Genomic DNA, 16,813 nt, shown 5'->3' with positions numbered 1-16,813 from the left:
CAAGTTTAAGAATGCGATTACAATACATTTATGAATTTTAGAAATACTCAATTATTAGCACTTGCGGTACTCCTATTTACTAGTTGTAAAGAGGAAGCAACCACACTTTTTACAGAAATGAGTGCAGAAGATACAGGTCTTGTTTTTGAAAATACTTTGGTAGAAACCGAAGATTACAATGTAATGACTTATGAGTATATCTACAATGGTGGTGGCGTAGCTGTAGGTGATTTAAATAATGACGGCCTTGCAGATGTGTATCTTTCGGGCAACCAGGTAAACAATAAATTGTTCTTAAATAAAGGAGATTTTAATTTTGAAGACATTACTGCAAAAGCAAAAATTGAAGAAAAAGAAGGTTGGAAAACCGGAGTCTCGATGGCAGATGTCAATGGTGATGGATTGCTGGATATTTATTTATGTTACTCGGGCAATGCTCCTTCAGAAGGATTTACACAACCCGTGGTTAAAGAATATGCGGGACGTGCAAATCAGCTATTTATCAATCAGGGTAATGATGCTAACGGCATACCCGTATTTTTAGAACAAGCAAAAGAATATGGTGTTGATGCGCTAGGAACATTTACAACACAAGCCTATTTCTTAGACTACGATTTAGATGGCGATCTTGATTTATTTCTACTCAATCACGCCAATAAATTTTACAATACACTTTTTAATGTTAAGCACCTTAGGAACTTACGTCACCCTTATTACGGCAATAAATTATATCAAAATCAAGACGGAAAATTTGTAGAAGTTTCTGAAGAAGCAGGTATTTATGGTACAGGAATCAACTTTGGATTAAGCGCAGCAATAAGCGATTTAAATAAAGATGGCTTGCCAGACATTTTTGTAACCAACGACTATTCTGAACAGGATTTTTGCTATATAAATAAAGGAGACGGTACATTTAAAGAAATATCAAAGGCATCTTTTGGACACTTTTCAAAGTACGCAATGGGATCTGACATTGCTGATATAAACAATGATTTAGAACCCGATCTTTTTGTAGTAGATATGCTACCAGAAGATAATTACAGGCAAAAAGCACTAAAAGGGGCAGATAACTATAACCGTGCACAAACACTCATAGATAGTGGTTATCACCATCAGTATATGCGTAATAATCTTCAGATAAACCGCGGGCACGACCCGGCAGGAAATCTGCAATTTTCAGAAATTGCGCAGTTGTCGGGTATTTCAAATACAGATTGGAGTTGGGCACCTTTAATTGCAGACTATGACAACGATGGGTTAAAAGACATATTTGTTACTAATGGTTATTTAAGAGATTACAGCAATCTGGACTTTAATAATTATACTGTAAATGAGGCAGTGCAAAGCGCACAGGAAAAAGGTGTTCCGCTAGATGTAGGATTATTGATAAGTAAAATTCCGGCAACTAAAATTTCAAATTATGCATTTAAGAATAAAGACGGATTAGCGTTTGAAAATGCTACTCAGGATTGGGGACTAACTATTAAAACTGTTTCTAACGCCGCTGCATATGCAGATTTTGATAATGATGGAGACCTCGATTTAATTGTAAATAATCTCAACCAGCCGTTACTTATTTATAAAAATAACGAAGAAAAACGGGAGAAAAATAATTACATCACGCTGCAATTACAGGGTGCTTACAAAAATACAAATGCGCTTGGTGCAAAAGTAATTTTGACGCTAGCCAGCGGAAAAACTATTTATCAGGAGGCGTATTATGTAAGGGGGTATCAATCTTCGGTACACCCTCAAATGACCATAGGATTAGGTAAGGAAGATAAAGTAAGCACATTGCAGGTTATTTGGCCTTCACAAAAGCAAACAACCCTTAACGAAGTTGCGTACAATCAAAAATTGGTTTTAAATGAGACCGATGCAACTGCAACCTATACCTATAAAGTAGAAACCGGTAAAAATTTACTTACCAACATTACAGAACAGGCACAGCTAGATTTTACGCATACAGAGAATGATTATGTAGATTTTAATTACGAGAGTTTAATACCCTACCAGTTATCAAGATTGGGCGGTAAAGCAGCGGTAGGAGATGTAAATAATGATGGTAATGATGATGTATATATAGCAGGAGCTAAAGGGCAAGCCTCCCAACTGTATCTGGGTAATGGCGATGGTACATTAAAACAATATAATGATAATCAAGCCTGGACATTACCGGAAGAACAAAATTATGAAGATAGTGATGCTTTGTTTTTTGATGCAGATGCAGATGGCGACCTGGATCTATATGTTGTAAGTGGAGGAAATGAAGAATTTAATGGTGATGCGTATTATCAGGATCGTTTGTATTTAAATGATGGTTCAGGGATGTTTACTAAAGCAGTAGATGCATTGCCCGATATGAAGTTTAGTGGTGGTGTGGTAAAAGCTAGTGATTATGATAAGGATGGAGATCTAGATCTTTTTGTGGGAGGAAGACTCTCTGCCGGTAATTACCCGATGATTCCGCGTAGTGTTTTATTGCGTAACGATAGCAGTAACGGAAAAGTGATTTTTTCATCGGTACGTAGTTACGATATAGAGCAAGTGGGGATGGTCACAGATGCGGTATGGGAAGATATCGATAATGACAGCTGGCCAGATTTGATACTTTCCGGAGAATGGATGCCAATTACTGTTTTAAAAAACACAGAAGGACAGCTTAAAAACGAAACCGAACTCTTTGGACTAAATAATACAAACGGATGGTGGTTTAGTCTTACCGCAGGAGATTTTGACGGAGATGGTGATATTGATTTTCTTGCAGGAAACATGGGTGACAATATGCAATTCTCAGCAAGTGAGACAGAGCCTATGCGCTATTACATACAAGATATAGATAATAATGGCCGTATAGATCCTATTTTAACGTATTACATCAATGGGGTAAGTTATCCATTACCTACACGCGATGAACTGCTGGGACAGGTGCCAACGCTTAAAAAGAAGTACGGTTCTTATGAAGCTTATGCTCATGTAAACACTGAAAGTTTTTTAACTGAAAATGCTATAAAACCCCGCTTTACTTTAGAAATTTCTCATTTAAAATCTTCATTTATAGAAAATTTGGGCAATGGTAAATTTGAACTTAAAGCCTTACCATTTCTTGCGCAAAATTCAGCAATACAAGACTTTGTATTTGAAGATTTTGATGGCGATGGAAAAAAAGAAATTTTAGCGGCAGGTAATTTATTTCCGTTGCGTGTGGGAATAGGGCGTATGGATGCTTCTTTTGGAACGCTTATGAAATTTGAAAATAATGCGTTTAAGATTTCAGAAAAACAAAATCAATTGTGGCTATCGGGAGATATTAAAGGTTTAAATATAATGAAGTTTAATTCGGGTAAAAAAGAGCTTTTGGTAACTCGCAACGATGATAAAGCCCAGTTATACGCAATTCAATAAACGATGAATACAATCAAGCACCTTTTTATTTTACTCTTTTTAATACAGGTTTCTTGTAAGTCTACAGACGCACGGACTAATACTAATAAGCTTGAAGTTCCTAAAGGATATACGCTTGTTTGGAATGACGAATTTAATAAAGGATCAAAACCTAATCCTGAGTTTTGGTCGTATGAACAGGGCTTTGTACGTAATAATGAGCTACAATGGTATCAAGAAGAAAATGCGGCTATCGAACGTGGTAATCTCGTAATTACCGGGAAGCGAGAAATAGTTAACAATCCCAATTATGAAGCGCAAAGTAACAACTATAAAAAGAATAGAGAAGTAGCAAACTATACATCTTCCAGTATCAATACGCGTGGTAAGTATGCGTTTAAATACGGTATTGTAGAAGTACGCGCAAAAATTGATACTGCAAGCGGAATGTGGCCTGCAATCTGGACATTGGGAATCGAAAAAGGATGGCCTTCAAATGGCGAGATAGACATTATGGAATATTACCAAATTGATGGTGTTCCTCACATTTTGGCGAATGCCGGATGGAAAGGAAAAGAACGAGGGGTTTCCTGGGATAGTAATGCAATTCCTTTTACAGCCTTTTTAGAAAAAGATTCAGACTGGCCCAATAAATTTCATATCTGGAAAATGGACTGGACCGAAGATTATATAAAACTCTATCTGGATGATGAGTTATTAAATACAATAGACTTAAGTAAAACTAAAAATGTAGACGAATTTAATGGGTTTCAACAGCCGCATTATCTATTGCTTAATCTGGCATTAGGTTCTAATGGAGGAGAACTAAAAGACACAAGCTTTCCAAGATCCTATGAGGTTGATTACGTACGAATATTTCAAAAATTATAAGATAATAAGACGATGAATAAACAACAGTTAACTTATGTTTTGGCGCTATGTATTGGTGTAATCACGGGAATGCAAGCTTTGCAAGCACAAGAAAAGCGGGAATATATGGTAAATACCATGATAAAAATTGCCGATCCGCTTTTAGAGGCACTAAGTAAAGACCAGTTAAAAGAAAAAATGCCCGTAGAGCGCTCTCCGGGAGCCTGGGATGATCGTAAACATGTAACCTATTTAGAAGGTTTTGGGCGTTTATTTTCTGGAATGGCACCGTGGTTGGAGTTAGGTCCTGATGATACTAAAGAAGGGAAATTGCGAGAAAAGTACATTAAACTCGTTTTAAAAGATTTAGAAAACGGTACCAATCCCGAGGCTGATGATTTTATGAATTTTAGCACCGACCGTCAGCCACTGGTTGATGCTGCTTTTTTAGCACAAGGTTTATTAAGAGCGCCTACACAAACTTGGGATCGTTTAGATAAGAAAACGCAAGAAAACGTAATTAATGCTTTAAAATCATCACGTAAAATAGAACCTTATTACAGCAATTGGTTACTCTTTACCGCTATGGTAGAAGCCGCTTTGCTCAAGTTTGATAGTAGTGGAGATTTAATACGTATAGACTATGCATTAAATAAGCATAAAGAATGGTATCTGGGAGATGGGATGTATGGCGATGGACCCGATTTTCACTGGGATTACTACAACAGTTTTGTGATTCAGCCTATGCTGCTTGATATTTATAAAACACTAGAAGAAACCGGTCACGCTAAGGATAGAGATTATAAAAGAGCAAAAGAACGTGCAACCCGTTATGCAGCAATTCAAGAGCGTTTAATTGGTCCGCAAGGTACATATCCTCCTATAGGGAGATCTCTGGCTTATCGTTTTGGAGCATTCCAATTGCTGTCGCAAATTGCACTAAGAGATGAATTGCCTAAAGATGTAGCACCCGCTCAAGTACGAGATGCGCTGCATACCATGGTTAAAAATCAAATTGAGGCTCCGGGAACTTTTGATGAAAATGGATGGCTAAAAGTAGGATTATACGGAGCTCAAAACAATATAGGTGAAGGCTACATCTCAACAGGAAGTTTATACCTCTGTTCTGAAGTGTTTTTAATACTGGGGCTGCCTGCAGACGCTCCGTTATGGAGTAATCCCGAGACTGAGTGGACTCAAAAGAAAATATGGAGTGGTCAGAATATTAATATAGACCACCATTACTAACTTATAAATTAAATCTTACAACCTAATAATAATGAAATTAATAAAGTATTCAAGCCAGATGGCATTGGGAATAACCTTGGGCCTACTTGTAGTAAGCTGCAAGAGTACCACAGATAAAAGTACAGATGCAGTAGTAGAAACCGTTGAAATTTCGGCTTTGCCACAAGATAAAAATGAAGTAGTTGCAATTATAAATAAGGTAAATACACACTGGCAGGAGACACATCCAGAACACGCGCGAGCTTTTTGGCATCCTGCTGCATATCACACCGGAAATATAGAAGCCTATAAGGTTACTAAGAATCAGGATTTTTTAGATTATTCTACGGCCTGGGCAGAGAAAAATGAATGGAAAGGCGCCAAATCTGATGATAAATCAAACTGGAAATATTCTTATGGGGAAAGTGATGACTATGTATTATTTGGAGACTGGCAAATTGCGTTTCAAACCTATATAGATTTATATACGATTGAAGGTTCTACAGATGATTCAAAAATAGCACGCGCCCGTGAAGTGATGGAATACCAGATGAGTACTCCGCAAAACGATTACTGGTGGTGGGCAGATGGTTTGTATATGGTAATGCCGGTAATGACCAAGTTGTATAAGGTTACAGGCAATGAGCTCTACCTAGAAAAGTTGCATGAATATCTGGCATATGCAGACAGTATTATGTTTGATGAGGAAGCAGGGTTGTATTACCGCGATGCTAAATATGTATATCCAAAACACAAAAGTGCTAACGGAAAGAAAGATTTCTGGGCTCGTGGTGACGGTTGGGTATTTGCTGGTCTGGCAAAAGTTATTCAGGATTTACCCGAAGATGCAAAATATCGTGATGAGTATATAGCGCGTTTTAAAACGATGGCTGCTGCATTAAAAAGTGCACAACAACCCGAAGGCTACTGGACACGTAGTATTCTTGATCCTGCGCACGCTCCGGGACCAGAAACCAGTGGTACAGCATTTTTTACTTACGGGTATTTATGGGGAATTAATAATGGTATTCTAGATACAGACACGTATGTGCCGGTTGTTGAAAAAAGCTGGGCGTACTTAAGTGAAGTAGCATTACAGGATGATGGAAGTGTAGGATATGTACAGCCTATCGGCGAAAAAGCTATTCCCGGACAAGTAGTTGACGTAAAATCTACAGCAGATTTTGGAGTAGGTGCCTATTTGCTAGCCGCTTCAGAAATGTATCGTTTTGTAGAACAACAATAGGTTATAAATGGCATAGTTACTCAAAATATGGGGGGAACTATGCGAAATTTTGCAAATGTGTTTATTACATTTATATAAAACAGTTATGAAAATAGTAAAAGTACTTTGTCTATTGTTGCTTACCGGCGGTGCATTCGCTCAGGAAATAAAACCGGCGAAACAGGTGAATGGCGAAATGCCACTTTTTAAGGTCGAGAATCCAGATTTTACAACGAGTCCGGTAACGGGGATGACCAGAAAACACTGGGAAGATGCGGCACGTTATATTCTTGAAGGTGCCTTTAGCTACATTGATAATCTAGACGATCCTATGAAGTTTCCTAAACTTCCGGGTAAGAGTTATCCACATAGTATAGATCGGGTTCCTACCGAGAAATTAGAAGGTTTGGTACGTACGCTGTTTGTAGCAGCACCACTGCTTAAAAAAGAACCCAATCTTACCTTAAACGGAATTAAAGTAGCAGACTATTACCAGCACCAAATTCCTAAGTTAATAGACCCTAATGATCCTGCTTTTATAAAGCCGAGAGGCAATGGAGGTCCTAGTCAAAACTTAGTCGAATATGGAGCATTGGCAATTTCATTATTTATATCTCCCGAAACTTTATGGGAACCATTAAGTCAGGAGGTAAAAGATGGTCTTGCAGCTTCTATGTTGAGTTATGGTGATGGTCCTACAGTAGATTCTAACTGGAAATTCTTCAACATTTTTGTGCTGAGTTTTTTCGAGTCTCAAGGCTATGAAATTAATAAACCTTTGCTTGAAGAATATTTACAAAAATCCTTAGACGACTACCGGGGTCAGGGTTGGTATAATGACAATCCCGCTTATGATTATTACAGTATGTGGGCATTTCAGGTATACGGTCCTATGTGGGCAACGGTTTATGGTGATACGCATTACCCGGAATTTGCAAAAGGGTTTAAAACTAATTTTCAGGATCTGGTATATCACTATCCCTATATGTTTGCAGAAGATGGTAAGATGATTATGTGGGGAAGAAGCATCAGTTACCGTATTGCTTCAATTAGTCCGTTTCCGTTTTCGGGAACATTAAATGACGATACGATTAATTTTGGTTGGTTGCGTCACATCTCATCCAGTACGTTACTTCAGTTTTTAGAAAACCCCGAATTTTTAAAAGATAGAATTCCTACGTTGGGGTTTTATGATCATTTTGAACCTGCAGTGCAAAACTACAGTACACGTGGAAGTGTGTTTTGGATGGGTAAAGCCTTTCTAGGATTGCTATTGCCAGAGGATAATCCGTTTTGGACAGCCACCGAAAATGAAGGTCCGTGGGAATCAACCTTTAAAAAAGATAAGGTCTATAATAAATTTCAAGCTGCATCAAATATTTTAATTACAGATTATGCAAACATAGGTGCTGCTGAAGTAAGAGCCTGGTGTCACGAGAAAAAAGCAGACGATTGGCAAGGATTCCGCTCTAGCGAAAATTACAATAAGTTATCGTATAACTCGGCGTTTCCGTGGCAGGCAGATGGTGAAGATGGTACCATCTCTATGAACTATGTGTTTTTAAATGCCAAAAATGAATGGGAGCCGTGGAGGTTGTATACCTTTAAAAATTATGAAAATGGCGTGTATTACAGAGATGCAGTTTTAGAAACAAACGATCAGGTAAAAATGCAACTCGCAGAAATGCCACTACCTAACGGAATTTTACGCGTAGATAAACAGTTGAGTACGGTGCCTGTAAAAATGCGTTTAGGACATTACGCATTACCTAAACTAGACGGTAAAGCAATTACAGAATCTAAAATTAAAGTAAGTAACACCGAAGCGACACTCATTGATAATGGCGAGTATGTATTGGCACTTGTACCGTTAAGCGGCTGGAGTAACATCGAAATAAAAGAATCTGAAGGTTTACATCCTGTAGCAGATATTAGCAAAGTTATCAATGTGACTGCCGACTTTTCGCCAAAGGCTAAAAATACAGTGTTTGCCACATTAATGCTTTGGAAAAAATCTGGAGAATCGTTTAGTGAAGAGGAATTGATACCGCTTACTTTAAAGGTTACAGACGATAAAGCAGAAGTAACATTTACAACTGGAAAGACACAAAACATTAAATTCTAATGTCGACTGAGCATTAGAGCTACTCAATACTGAAATTATGAAACCTAAAAACAACTTAAGGATCTAATCTAAAAAGCGGTTTTTAGTTTGTTTTATTATAGCCCCTACAGAATAATTATACAAATTGTTAAATCTGTAATCCTATATTAATATGAATTTAAACCGATCACTTTCTGTAAAATCCTTTTTAAGACTGGTGCTTTGTGCTTTTCTATTCTTTACAACTTTTAGTCGTGCGCAGGAACAAATTGCTCAGGAAGCATTTGCAGAAAAGGTGTATTTGCAACTCGATAAAAGCGTTTATCAAAAAGGAGAAACCTTATGGTTTAAGGTGATTGTAACTCAGGCAAAAGATCATCAGCCATCTCCATTAAGTAAGACGTTGCACGTAGAACTCATAGATGCCAATGATAAAATAATAGATAGTAAGCAGATTCCGTTAGAGCAGGGAGTGGGTTCAAATTCTTTTGAATTACCGTATTACTACTTAGCAGGTGCTTATCAATTAAGAGGGTATACAGAGTGGAATCGTAATTTTAAAGATGCATTTACTTTTAAAACTCAAATTCAAATTTTAGAAGATAAAGCTTCACAAAATACAGAGGTTTTTAAGATTCTTAATGCAGGTACAGCCGTTGCCGGAAATCAGCTTGAAGTTTTAATTAAACCTGAGTTTATAGATTCTACAGCTGGAACAACTGTTGACGTACATTTTGAGGTAGCCGGGAATACTAAAACATACCCTGTAGCAAAAAATGAAGCTGGAGATTTTGTATTTAAAAAGGATATTCCTCAAGATGCACAATGGGGCGAGTTAGCTGTAGAAACACCGAATGGCGCGCGGCATACTGAATTTTATAATTTAGCAAAGCCAAATATTGATTTACAATTTTTTCCTGAAGGCGGAAATTTTGTTGCAGGTATTACCAATTTGGTTGGTTTTAAGGCACTAGATCATACCGGTAAAGGTGTTTTGGTCGAAGGTGAAGTTGTTGATGAGAGTGGAGTTGTTATAGGTAAATTTAGAAGTAATAGTCTGGGAATGGGGCAACTTTTTTTGATTCCGAAGAAAGCTACAAAGTATCAGGCCAGACTTACAAAGACTGATGCTTTATATGAATCTAAAGCCACGACATTCTTTGATTTACCCGAAGTTTCTGACCAGGGAACTTTATTAAATGTAAAGCTCCTTCGCGATAAATTACTGCTCTCAATTACTTCTACCGAATTTATAAATGATTCTATTGCAATACAGGTTGCAAGTCGCGGGATTTCTAACGGTAAAATTTATCAAAAACTGAATAATGGAAAACTTACCCTACCGGTAGATAAAAGTAATTTGCCCGCCGGTATTATTGTCTTTACATTATTTGATGTAAATGATAAACCACTTGTAGAACGTCTTTATTACAATGATTTAGAAACGCAATTGTTAGACCTTAACATCAGCACAGATAAGTTGAGTTATCGCTCAGGAGAAGAAGTAAGTGCCCAATTAAATATTACTAATTTTTCTAAAGAAACGGCACTTCCTACGGTTTCTGCAGTTGTTGTAGACTCTTTATTTTCTGCAGCACAAATGGGTAAATCTATTCAAACCTATATGCTGTTGAGTTCTGAGTTGAAAGGAACTATAGAGAATGCGACTTCTTATTTTGATAAATCTAATACACACAGACAACGAGACCTGGATGCTCTTATGCTAACACAAGGCTACCGAAACTATAAATTTATTTCAGAATTAAATGATGATTTTGATTTTGAGCCGGAACTGGGTTTGTATGTAAAAGGGGATGTTGCCGCATTGCTTGCCGAAAATAAAAAGAAAGAAAATGTCGAGGTAAGTCTTATGATTTTTGGGGAGCAGCAAAGTTTTTATGAACAACAAACAGATAGTTTGGGAAGATTTTATTTTCCGCTTCCACCATTTACAGGAAATCGTTTACGCGCCGTGCTTCAGACTAAAAATGATGCCGGTAGACAACGAGATTATACCCTTAATCTAAACAAATTTGAAAGGCCTGAGGTCCATTTTAAAACACAGGATAAGGTGAATACTACGTTAGCCTCGAATGCGGAATTTTCAGATAAAATAGCTAAAAATCCTACAGATTCATTTTTTGATTTTGATTCTAGCGTAAACCAGTTAGATGAGGTTGTTTTAGATACTTATGAGATGACTCCCCAACGCAAAAAGGTTCAGGATTTATACGGTAAACCAGATGTTATTTTTGACGGAGAAGAAATACGCGATAAGCAAGAAAGCTGGTCGTTTGGGTTGTTTAGTGTACTTCGGGCTGCTTTTGGCAATGAGATTACCTTTTTACCGGTAACAGACAGTACCGGGACGTACTTAAAACCGCGTATACAGGCGGGAGATGAGACCTTAATTCTGGTAGATGGGATCACTGTGCGTAATTATGAATATCAATTACTGCAAAATTTGTCAACGGCAGATATTAAGAGTGTTGAAATAATTAAAGAGACTTCCTCTAATTATCAGGATTTGTTTAGAGAAGCAAATCCGTTTTCAGACTTTAATACAGTGCCTGCCTGGGGGAGTATTTTAGCGATTTATACTTATAGCGGTAACGGAATTTTTACAGCGTACAAATCTAAAGGAATATTAAAAACAACCATACCGGTCTATGCTACTTCAAAAGAATTTTATGTTCCGAAATATCAAAATCGGGAGAATTCTACCGCTACAAATCAACTGGAAACTACGCTTTATTGGAATCCCGATATTATAGTAGATGACGCAGGTACCACGCATTTTTCATTTTATACTAATGACCTTCCGGGAACAAAAACCATACTCATAGAAGCGCTGTCACCTTCAGGAAAAATAGGATATTCCCGTTATGAATATACCGTTTTAGAAAAGTAGTTTTTAGAATAAAAAAATGTCGGTTGTAATTTAACTTTAATAGCAACCGACATTTTAAAATTTAAGGTAAATCTTCCCCCTTAGAAGCGATATAAATTTTATACCACTGCTCGAGGCTTAATTCTATTTTAAGGGCATCTACGGCACTTTTAATACGGTTGATGTGTTGAGAGCCTACAATAGGCATTATGCCCACAGGATGCTTCAATAACCAGGCGTACATCACCTGATCTATCGTATCAACATTTAATTCTGATGCAATTGCTTTTAAAACGGAATGTAAGCGATGTTCCTGTTCGGTTTTAGGTTTAAATAAACCACCACCGGCTAGTGGAGACCACGCCATGGGTTTAATTTTATGCTTTTGAAAAAACTCGATATTTTCATTATCAAAATGCTCTAGACATCCTACCGAAATTTCAACCTGATTGGTCGCCAGTGGCATATCTAAATACGCCTGTAAACTATCAAATTGCATAGGAGAGAAGTTCGAAACCCCAAAATTAAGCACCTTCCCACTTTGCTTTAATTCATCAAATGCTTTGGCAACTTCATCCGGGTTAAAAAACGGAGCCGGTCTGTGTAATAACAATAAATCAAGACGGTCTGTACCTAAGTTTTTTAAGGATGCCTCAGCTTGCTGAATGATATAAGCCGCACTATAGTCGTAAATTTTTACATCTAATTGTGGATTAAAATCTGTATTCAAACGAATACCGCACTTGCTTATAAGCTGCATTTTAGATCTCAACTCAGGCTTCAATGCGAGCGCTCGCCCAAAGAATTCTTCGCAGGTATAATTTCCGTAAATATCTGCGTGATCAAAGGAGGTTATACCCAATTCTAGAACCTGCTCAATGCGTGTTAAAAGTTCCTGGTCACTAAGATTCCAATCTCTTAAACGCCAATAACCGTGTATGATTCTTGATAGGCTTATGTTATTGTTGAGTGCTATTTTATTTTCCATAGTATTGTATCGGTTTTTGCAAAAGCGAAAAAATTAGTCGTTTTTAAACTTAGGTAATTTGATTTTATAAATCTCAAATTCCATATCACTAATATCACCTGTAGCTTCGTTAATTCTAGAATTTGTATAGTAAAAATAGCCATCATAAATACTGAAGGTATCTGCCCAATTTACTTTTTTTCCTTGTGCTAAGGTTTTTGTTTCATTGCGGTCTGGTGATAAATATTCAATTTTATTTTCCTCCAGATTTGCGAGAAAAAGTCTGTTGTGCGCATCTAGAAGCATACCATCTGGAGCTCCTGTAGTGTAACTCTTAATGTTTGAGGTGTCATTATTGAGAAGATCGTCAATATTTATTTCGTATAAAGTGTATCCTGAAAGTGCGTGAAAATATAAAATATCTTGTTTTTCATTTAGCGCTATACCGTCAGAATTTACGGTACCCTTCCAGATTCCGTTATCAAACGTCAAAGTTTCTACTTCGGCTTTTGTCGTTTTAGAGTCGGTTAAATATCCTTTAGAAATACCGGTTTTTAAATCTATAGTTATGATGCCCCCTGCGCCGGAATCTGTAAGAAAAATTAGATCGCGTTTATGATCTATGCGCATATCATTAATATAGGTGTTATTTGTAAAACTGCCTTCAGTAAGCGTGTAGGTTTTTAAATGAGTATTTGTTTTTAAATCAAAAACCTGAACTTTAGGAGTGGCTATGATCCCTTTAAACTGCGGGTTTGCTGTTTCAATAACATACAGTTTATCTGCATCGGCCCACATGGCCTGCACACTTATAAATTGATCATCCTGCGGTTTTTGATCTAGAGACCAGGTATTCCAGGCGCTATTAGGATAAGGTTTTACGCTGCCGTCTTTCATCACTTCAACAACAGAGTATGGGATGTCTTTTCTCCATCTGGGAAAATTGGCAAATAATCTTCCGGTTTCAGAAATGGTAATTCCGGTTACTTGAGCACCTTTAAAAGAAGCGACTTTTTTCTGACTAAAAACAGGTGAACAAACCAGGAAAAGCAGGCTCAATAACAGGCTTATTTTGAATGTATTTAAATGCATGATTGTAATTTAATATTTGACTACAAAGATACAGTAGCTAAAGGCTACAGGAGGTTGACTTACGTTAAGACTTTCTTATTTTAAGAGGGTCAGTTAAGCCTGATTCGTCGCTTTAATATAGGTTGAAAGAAAATTATTTGCTTAATAAAATTGTACCAAAAAGTCCTGAATCGGTGGCTATTCGATTTTCATAATCTTCAGGAATAGATACAGACCCTATGATCGTATTTGTTGTTTTTGTTGTTTCTAGGGAATCAACACTAACATAAGCGAGGGCAAAACCTAATTTTTTATCTACGGAAAGTTTAACGGCCTCATTAGGCTGATTGTCACAATAACTCTCTTTAAAAACAGTAACCTTAATTTCCCAATACAATTTAGAGTCAGTTTTTGAAAGTTCGCTGTCTATGTGATTGTTGTAAATAGTGGGTTTATTTTCTGCATTATAATCAATTATAAAACCATCAGAAAGTACCTGATAGGCAAATGCACTATGATTAGCAGCGTGATTGCCGCCGCTATTATTTTCGTCAAGATAGACTATGACACGGTTCTGATCTTTAAACGTAGTCAGCGGATTATTAAATGTACGTTTGAGTTGTTCATTTTCAAGAGCGAGCAAAATAAAAAGAGCATCAGGCGTCCACGTAAGTTTGTATTGCGCAGCATATGTTATGTTATCACCCTTCCAGGTATTATCAAGTGGAATCCAGGCAACCTTTTTCCAGGCAGGGTCAGTTGGTTTTCCGTCTATATAGGGTGAGATTTTTGATCGGGATACCGCCTGTAAATTTTCTTGAGACTTTTCAAAAAGTGGAGGAGGGGTTTTATCTTTTTCGCAAGAACTGATTATCACTGTGAGTATAACGAAAACTAAAAAATACTTCATAAACTAACGTAATATCTACAATCTCAGAATCTTCTACAGAAACAGCGACTTTTATTTGGATTTATTCTTGTGGCTCCTTTTTCTCAATAAACTAAAAATGCCAAATATAGGACCTACAGCTAAAACCAAAAAGATATACTGCATATTGAATTGAACTGCAAAATAACCTACCAATTGAATACTGATAATGGTTATCGCAAAACCTACACAATTTACTAGCGTGAGCGCTGTACCGCGATACGCTGCAATTGCATTGCTAGCTACTAGTGTCGAAAACTGCGGACTGTCTGCAACCACCATCGCTCCCCAAAATAATAGAAACGCTATAAAAAGCCAGAACGGAAGATATATACTTAGTGGCGAGAGCAAACAGCATAATCCTGATGCGATGAGTGAAAACTGGGCGACGCGCTCACTCCCTCTTTTTGCACTTATATGTCCTCCTAATGCACACGCTATAGCACCAATAGCCAAAGTTAAAAAAGCAATTAGCGAAACATTTATCAGCAAATTTTGAGTGTTTGCGTAATAGGTAATAAAGAGTGGTATAAAGCCCCAAAAGGCGTATAATTCCCACATATGGCCCCAGTAACCAAAAGCAGCCGACCGAAAAGCCGCTCCTTTAAAAAGTTGCGGAATTGCATTTAAATTCAGGCGTTGTTGTACTTTTCTAAAAGGGCCATCAGGAACGCCAATGCCTATGAGTAAACCTCCTAACAATGCTAGGCCACTGGTAAACATAGTAATAGTTTTGTAATTTATAGAAACTCCTAAACTGTTTAAAAAATGTGGTAAAGCGGTTCCTAAGACAAGTGCTCCCACTAGATATCCCAATGCTTTACCCAGGCCTTTTTCAAAATAATCTGAAGCTATTTTCATTCCTACAGGATAAATACCGGCTAAGAACAAACCCGTTGTAAAACGGGATATTAAAATTATATTTAAAGAAACCTCAGGAATGATTAAAGTAAGATTTGTAAGTGCTCCCAAAAATGAACATAGCATAAAAACCCTTGAAGGGGAGTAGCGGTCTGCAAAGGCGAGTATTGCAAAAACTAAAGTGCCGGCTATAAAACCAAATTGTACAGCGGCTAGAATATCACCAATGCTGTTTGTCTCATTCAATTGAGAAAACGGCAATTGAGGTACCACAATATTCCCCACAAACCACAGCGATGTTCCCAGAAATTGAGCGAAAACGATAAATAGAATTATTCGGGAATTATGAGGCACAAATACAACTTAAATTAATTGACAGGTTCTGCTGCGAGAGCGAGGTGCTTACCATCGGGGCTAATAGAAATTCGAGTTATACCTGTAAGCTTATAGCTGTTTAAACTGAAAGCAAATTTCCAGGCAGGTTCTCCAAAAAGGTCATAAATAAAAAGACTGTCACCGCTGCCTAAAATGATTCGGTTTTCATCTAGCCACGCATAATCCTGTCTGCCTATTGGCAACTCACAAACAAAATAACTCGTAGGTTCTTCACCTGAAAGATCAAGAATGTATAAATCCATATTCTGATCATCATTTTCAACGGTGTAACTCATAGACTGGCTGTTAGGGACTTTGTGAAGCGATCTCCCGGCATTGCCTATGATTTTTTGAAGACTGTCTTTATTTGAATTTTTAAAGAATAAATCCATTTTATTAGGAACTAGAACGGAGGCTATAAAGGTGTCTTTATCGTAAAACGAAAAATAACCTACCTGACTGCTGTCTAGCAACTTTTGAAAAGCTTTGGTTTTAAAATCATATACAGCAAGTCGTTGTCTGCCTTCTGAATCTTGACGCACCGCCACGACGCGATCGGTTTCTGGAAGGCGTTGCGGTGAGAAGAATCCGCTGTTGGGTTCGTCAGTTAAAACAGAAGTTTCCTGTGTGCTGATTTCATAAATACCTATTGCCGTCAGGCTGTTTGCAGTACGGCTGTAGATTAAGGTAGTATCATCATAAAAAGAAGGTTGACTATCGTATCCTTTATTTTTAGATATATTCTCACCACCGGTGACTTCAAATGTAGTAGGAGTTGTTTTGATATCAAACAGATAAACTTCAGGATCTGATTGAGCAAATGTGGCAAGGCCCAGAAAACCCAGAAGTCCTAATAAAGATAATTTTAGCATAGTGGTTCAATAAAGTTTTAAAGATACAGATGTTTGTGC

Annotated in this window: 11 protein-coding genes; 6 read left to right on the top strand and 5 right to left on the bottom strand. The window is 37.3% G+C overall.

What is annotated here, in order from left to right:
* Nucleotides 1-30: 30 nt before the first annotated feature.
* The 6 genes from ACEN25_RS14905 to ACEN25_RS14880 all read left to right on the top strand — a co-directional run bounded on the left by ACEN25_RS14905 (nucleotide 31) and on the right by ACEN25_RS14880 (nucleotide 11,721).
* Nucleotides 31-3,405 carry a VCBS repeat-containing protein gene (locus ACEN25_RS14905; RefSeq protein ID WP_441803599.1) on the top strand — a complete coding sequence of 1,125 codons (3,375 nt, stop codon included), beginning with the start codon at nucleotides 31-33 and terminating at the stop codon, nucleotides 3,403-3,405.
* Nucleotides 3,406-3,408: 3 nt separating this feature from the next.
* Nucleotides 3,409-4,275: a glycoside hydrolase family 16 protein gene (locus tag ACEN25_RS14900; protein ID WP_441803598.1), complete on the top strand. Its 867-nt coding sequence runs from the start codon at nucleotides 3,409-3,411 to the stop codon at nucleotides 4,273-4,275.
* A 12-nt stretch (nucleotides 4,276-4,287) separates the two neighbouring features.
* Nucleotides 4,288-5,502 (top strand): DUF2264 domain-containing protein, encoded by a 1,215-nt coding sequence (locus tag ACEN25_RS14895; RefSeq protein ID WP_441803597.1) that lies wholly within the window; start codon nucleotides 4,288-4,290, stop codon nucleotides 5,500-5,502.
* Between the two features lie 31 nt (nucleotides 5,503-5,533).
* Nucleotides 5,534-6,727 carry a glycoside hydrolase family 88/105 protein gene (locus tag ACEN25_RS14890; protein ID WP_441803596.1) on the top strand — a complete coding sequence of 398 codons (1,194 nt, stop codon included), beginning with the start codon at nucleotides 5,534-5,536 and terminating at the stop codon, nucleotides 6,725-6,727.
* Nucleotides 6,728-6,812: 85 nt separating this feature from the next.
* A complete protein-coding gene (locus ACEN25_RS14885; RefSeq protein WP_441803595.1) occupies nucleotides 6,813-8,831 on the top strand; it encodes a DUF2264 domain-containing protein in 2,019 nt (672 codons plus the stop codon).
* Nucleotides 8,832-8,982: 151 nt separating this feature from the next.
* Entirely contained in the window at nucleotides 8,983-11,721 is a 2,739-nt protein-coding gene (locus ACEN25_RS14880) for an MG2 domain-containing protein (RefSeq protein WP_441803594.1), read from the top strand.
* Between the two features lie 61 nt (nucleotides 11,722-11,782).
* Here the strand turns inward: ACEN25_RS14880 and ACEN25_RS14875 are convergent, their stop codons facing one another.
* From ACEN25_RS14875 to ACEN25_RS14855, 5 genes are all read right to left on the bottom strand, one after another.
* Nucleotides 11,783-12,688 (bottom strand): aldo/keto reductase, encoded by a 906-nt coding sequence (locus ACEN25_RS14875; protein ID WP_441803593.1) that lies wholly within the window; start codon nucleotides 12,686-12,688, stop codon nucleotides 11,783-11,785.
* Between the two features lie 33 nt (nucleotides 12,689-12,721).
* Nucleotides 12,722-13,759 carry an L-dopachrome tautomerase-related protein gene (locus ACEN25_RS14870; RefSeq protein WP_441803592.1) on the bottom strand — a complete coding sequence of 346 codons (1,038 nt, stop codon included), beginning with the start codon at nucleotides 13,757-13,759 and terminating at the stop codon, nucleotides 12,722-12,724.
* 133 nt (nucleotides 13,760-13,892) lie between these two features.
* On the bottom strand, nucleotides 13,893-14,648 hold the full coding sequence (locus ACEN25_RS14865; protein ID WP_441803591.1) for a sugar-binding protein: 756 nt from the start codon (nucleotides 14,646-14,648) through the stop codon (nucleotides 13,893-13,895).
* Nucleotides 14,649-14,699: 51 nt separating this feature from the next.
* Nucleotides 14,700-15,881, bottom strand: a complete 1,182-nt coding sequence (locus ACEN25_RS14860) for an MFS transporter (RefSeq protein ID WP_441803590.1) — start codon at nucleotides 15,879-15,881, stop codon at nucleotides 14,700-14,702.
* A gap of 14 nt (nucleotides 15,882-15,895) precedes the next feature.
* Nucleotides 15,896-16,774, bottom strand: coding sequence for a TolB family protein (locus ACEN25_RS14855; RefSeq protein ID WP_441803589.1), 879 nt, complete (start codon nucleotides 16,772-16,774; stop codon nucleotides 15,896-15,898).
* Nucleotides 16,775-16,813: the final 39 nt, after the last annotated feature.

The organism is Leeuwenhoekiella sp. W20_SRS_FM14, assembly GCF_052119605.1.
Classification (GTDB): domain Bacteria; phylum Bacteroidota; class Bacteroidia; order Flavobacteriales; family Flavobacteriaceae; genus Leeuwenhoekiella.
Note: the sequence above shows the minus strand (reverse complement) of the source record. Positions and strands in the feature narration are given on the sequence as shown.

What these genes read in the sequence shown, in the direction of transcription:
- ACEN25_RS14905 (WP_441803599.1), top strand. Translation starts at nt 31, where the DNA reads ATGAATTTTAGAAATACTCAATTATTAGCACTTGCGGTACTCCTATTT.
- ACEN25_RS14900 (WP_441803598.1), top strand. Translation starts at nt 3,409, where the DNA reads ATGAATACAATCAAGCACCTTTTTATTTTACTCTTTTTAATACAGGTT.
- ACEN25_RS14895 (WP_441803597.1), top strand. Translation starts at nt 4,288, where the DNA reads ATGAATAAACAACAGTTAACTTATGTTTTGGCGCTATGTATTGGTGTA.
- ACEN25_RS14890 (WP_441803596.1), top strand. Translation starts at nt 5,534, where the DNA reads ATGAAATTAATAAAGTATTCAAGCCAGATGGCATTGGGAATAACCTTG.
- ACEN25_RS14885 (WP_441803595.1), top strand. Translation starts at nt 6,813, where the DNA reads ATGAAAATAGTAAAAGTACTTTGTCTATTGTTGCTTACCGGCGGTGCA.
- ACEN25_RS14880 (WP_441803594.1), top strand. Translation starts at nt 8,983, where the DNA reads ATGAATTTAAACCGATCACTTTCTGTAAAATCCTTTTTAAGACTGGTG.
- ACEN25_RS14875 (WP_441803593.1), bottom strand. Translation starts at nt 12,688, where the DNA reads ATGGAAAATAAAATAGCACTCAACAATAACATAAGCCTATCAAGAATC.
- ACEN25_RS14870 (WP_441803592.1), bottom strand. Translation starts at nt 13,759, where the DNA reads ATGCATTTAAATACATTCAAAATAAGCCTGTTATTGAGCCTGCTTTTC.
- ACEN25_RS14865 (WP_441803591.1), bottom strand. Translation starts at nt 14,648, where the DNA reads ATGAAGTATTTTTTAGTTTTCGTTATACTCACAGTGATAATCAGTTCT.
- ACEN25_RS14855 (WP_441803589.1), bottom strand. Translation starts at nt 16,774, where the DNA reads ATGCTAAAATTATCTTTATTAGGACTTCTGGGTTTTCTGGGCCTTGCC.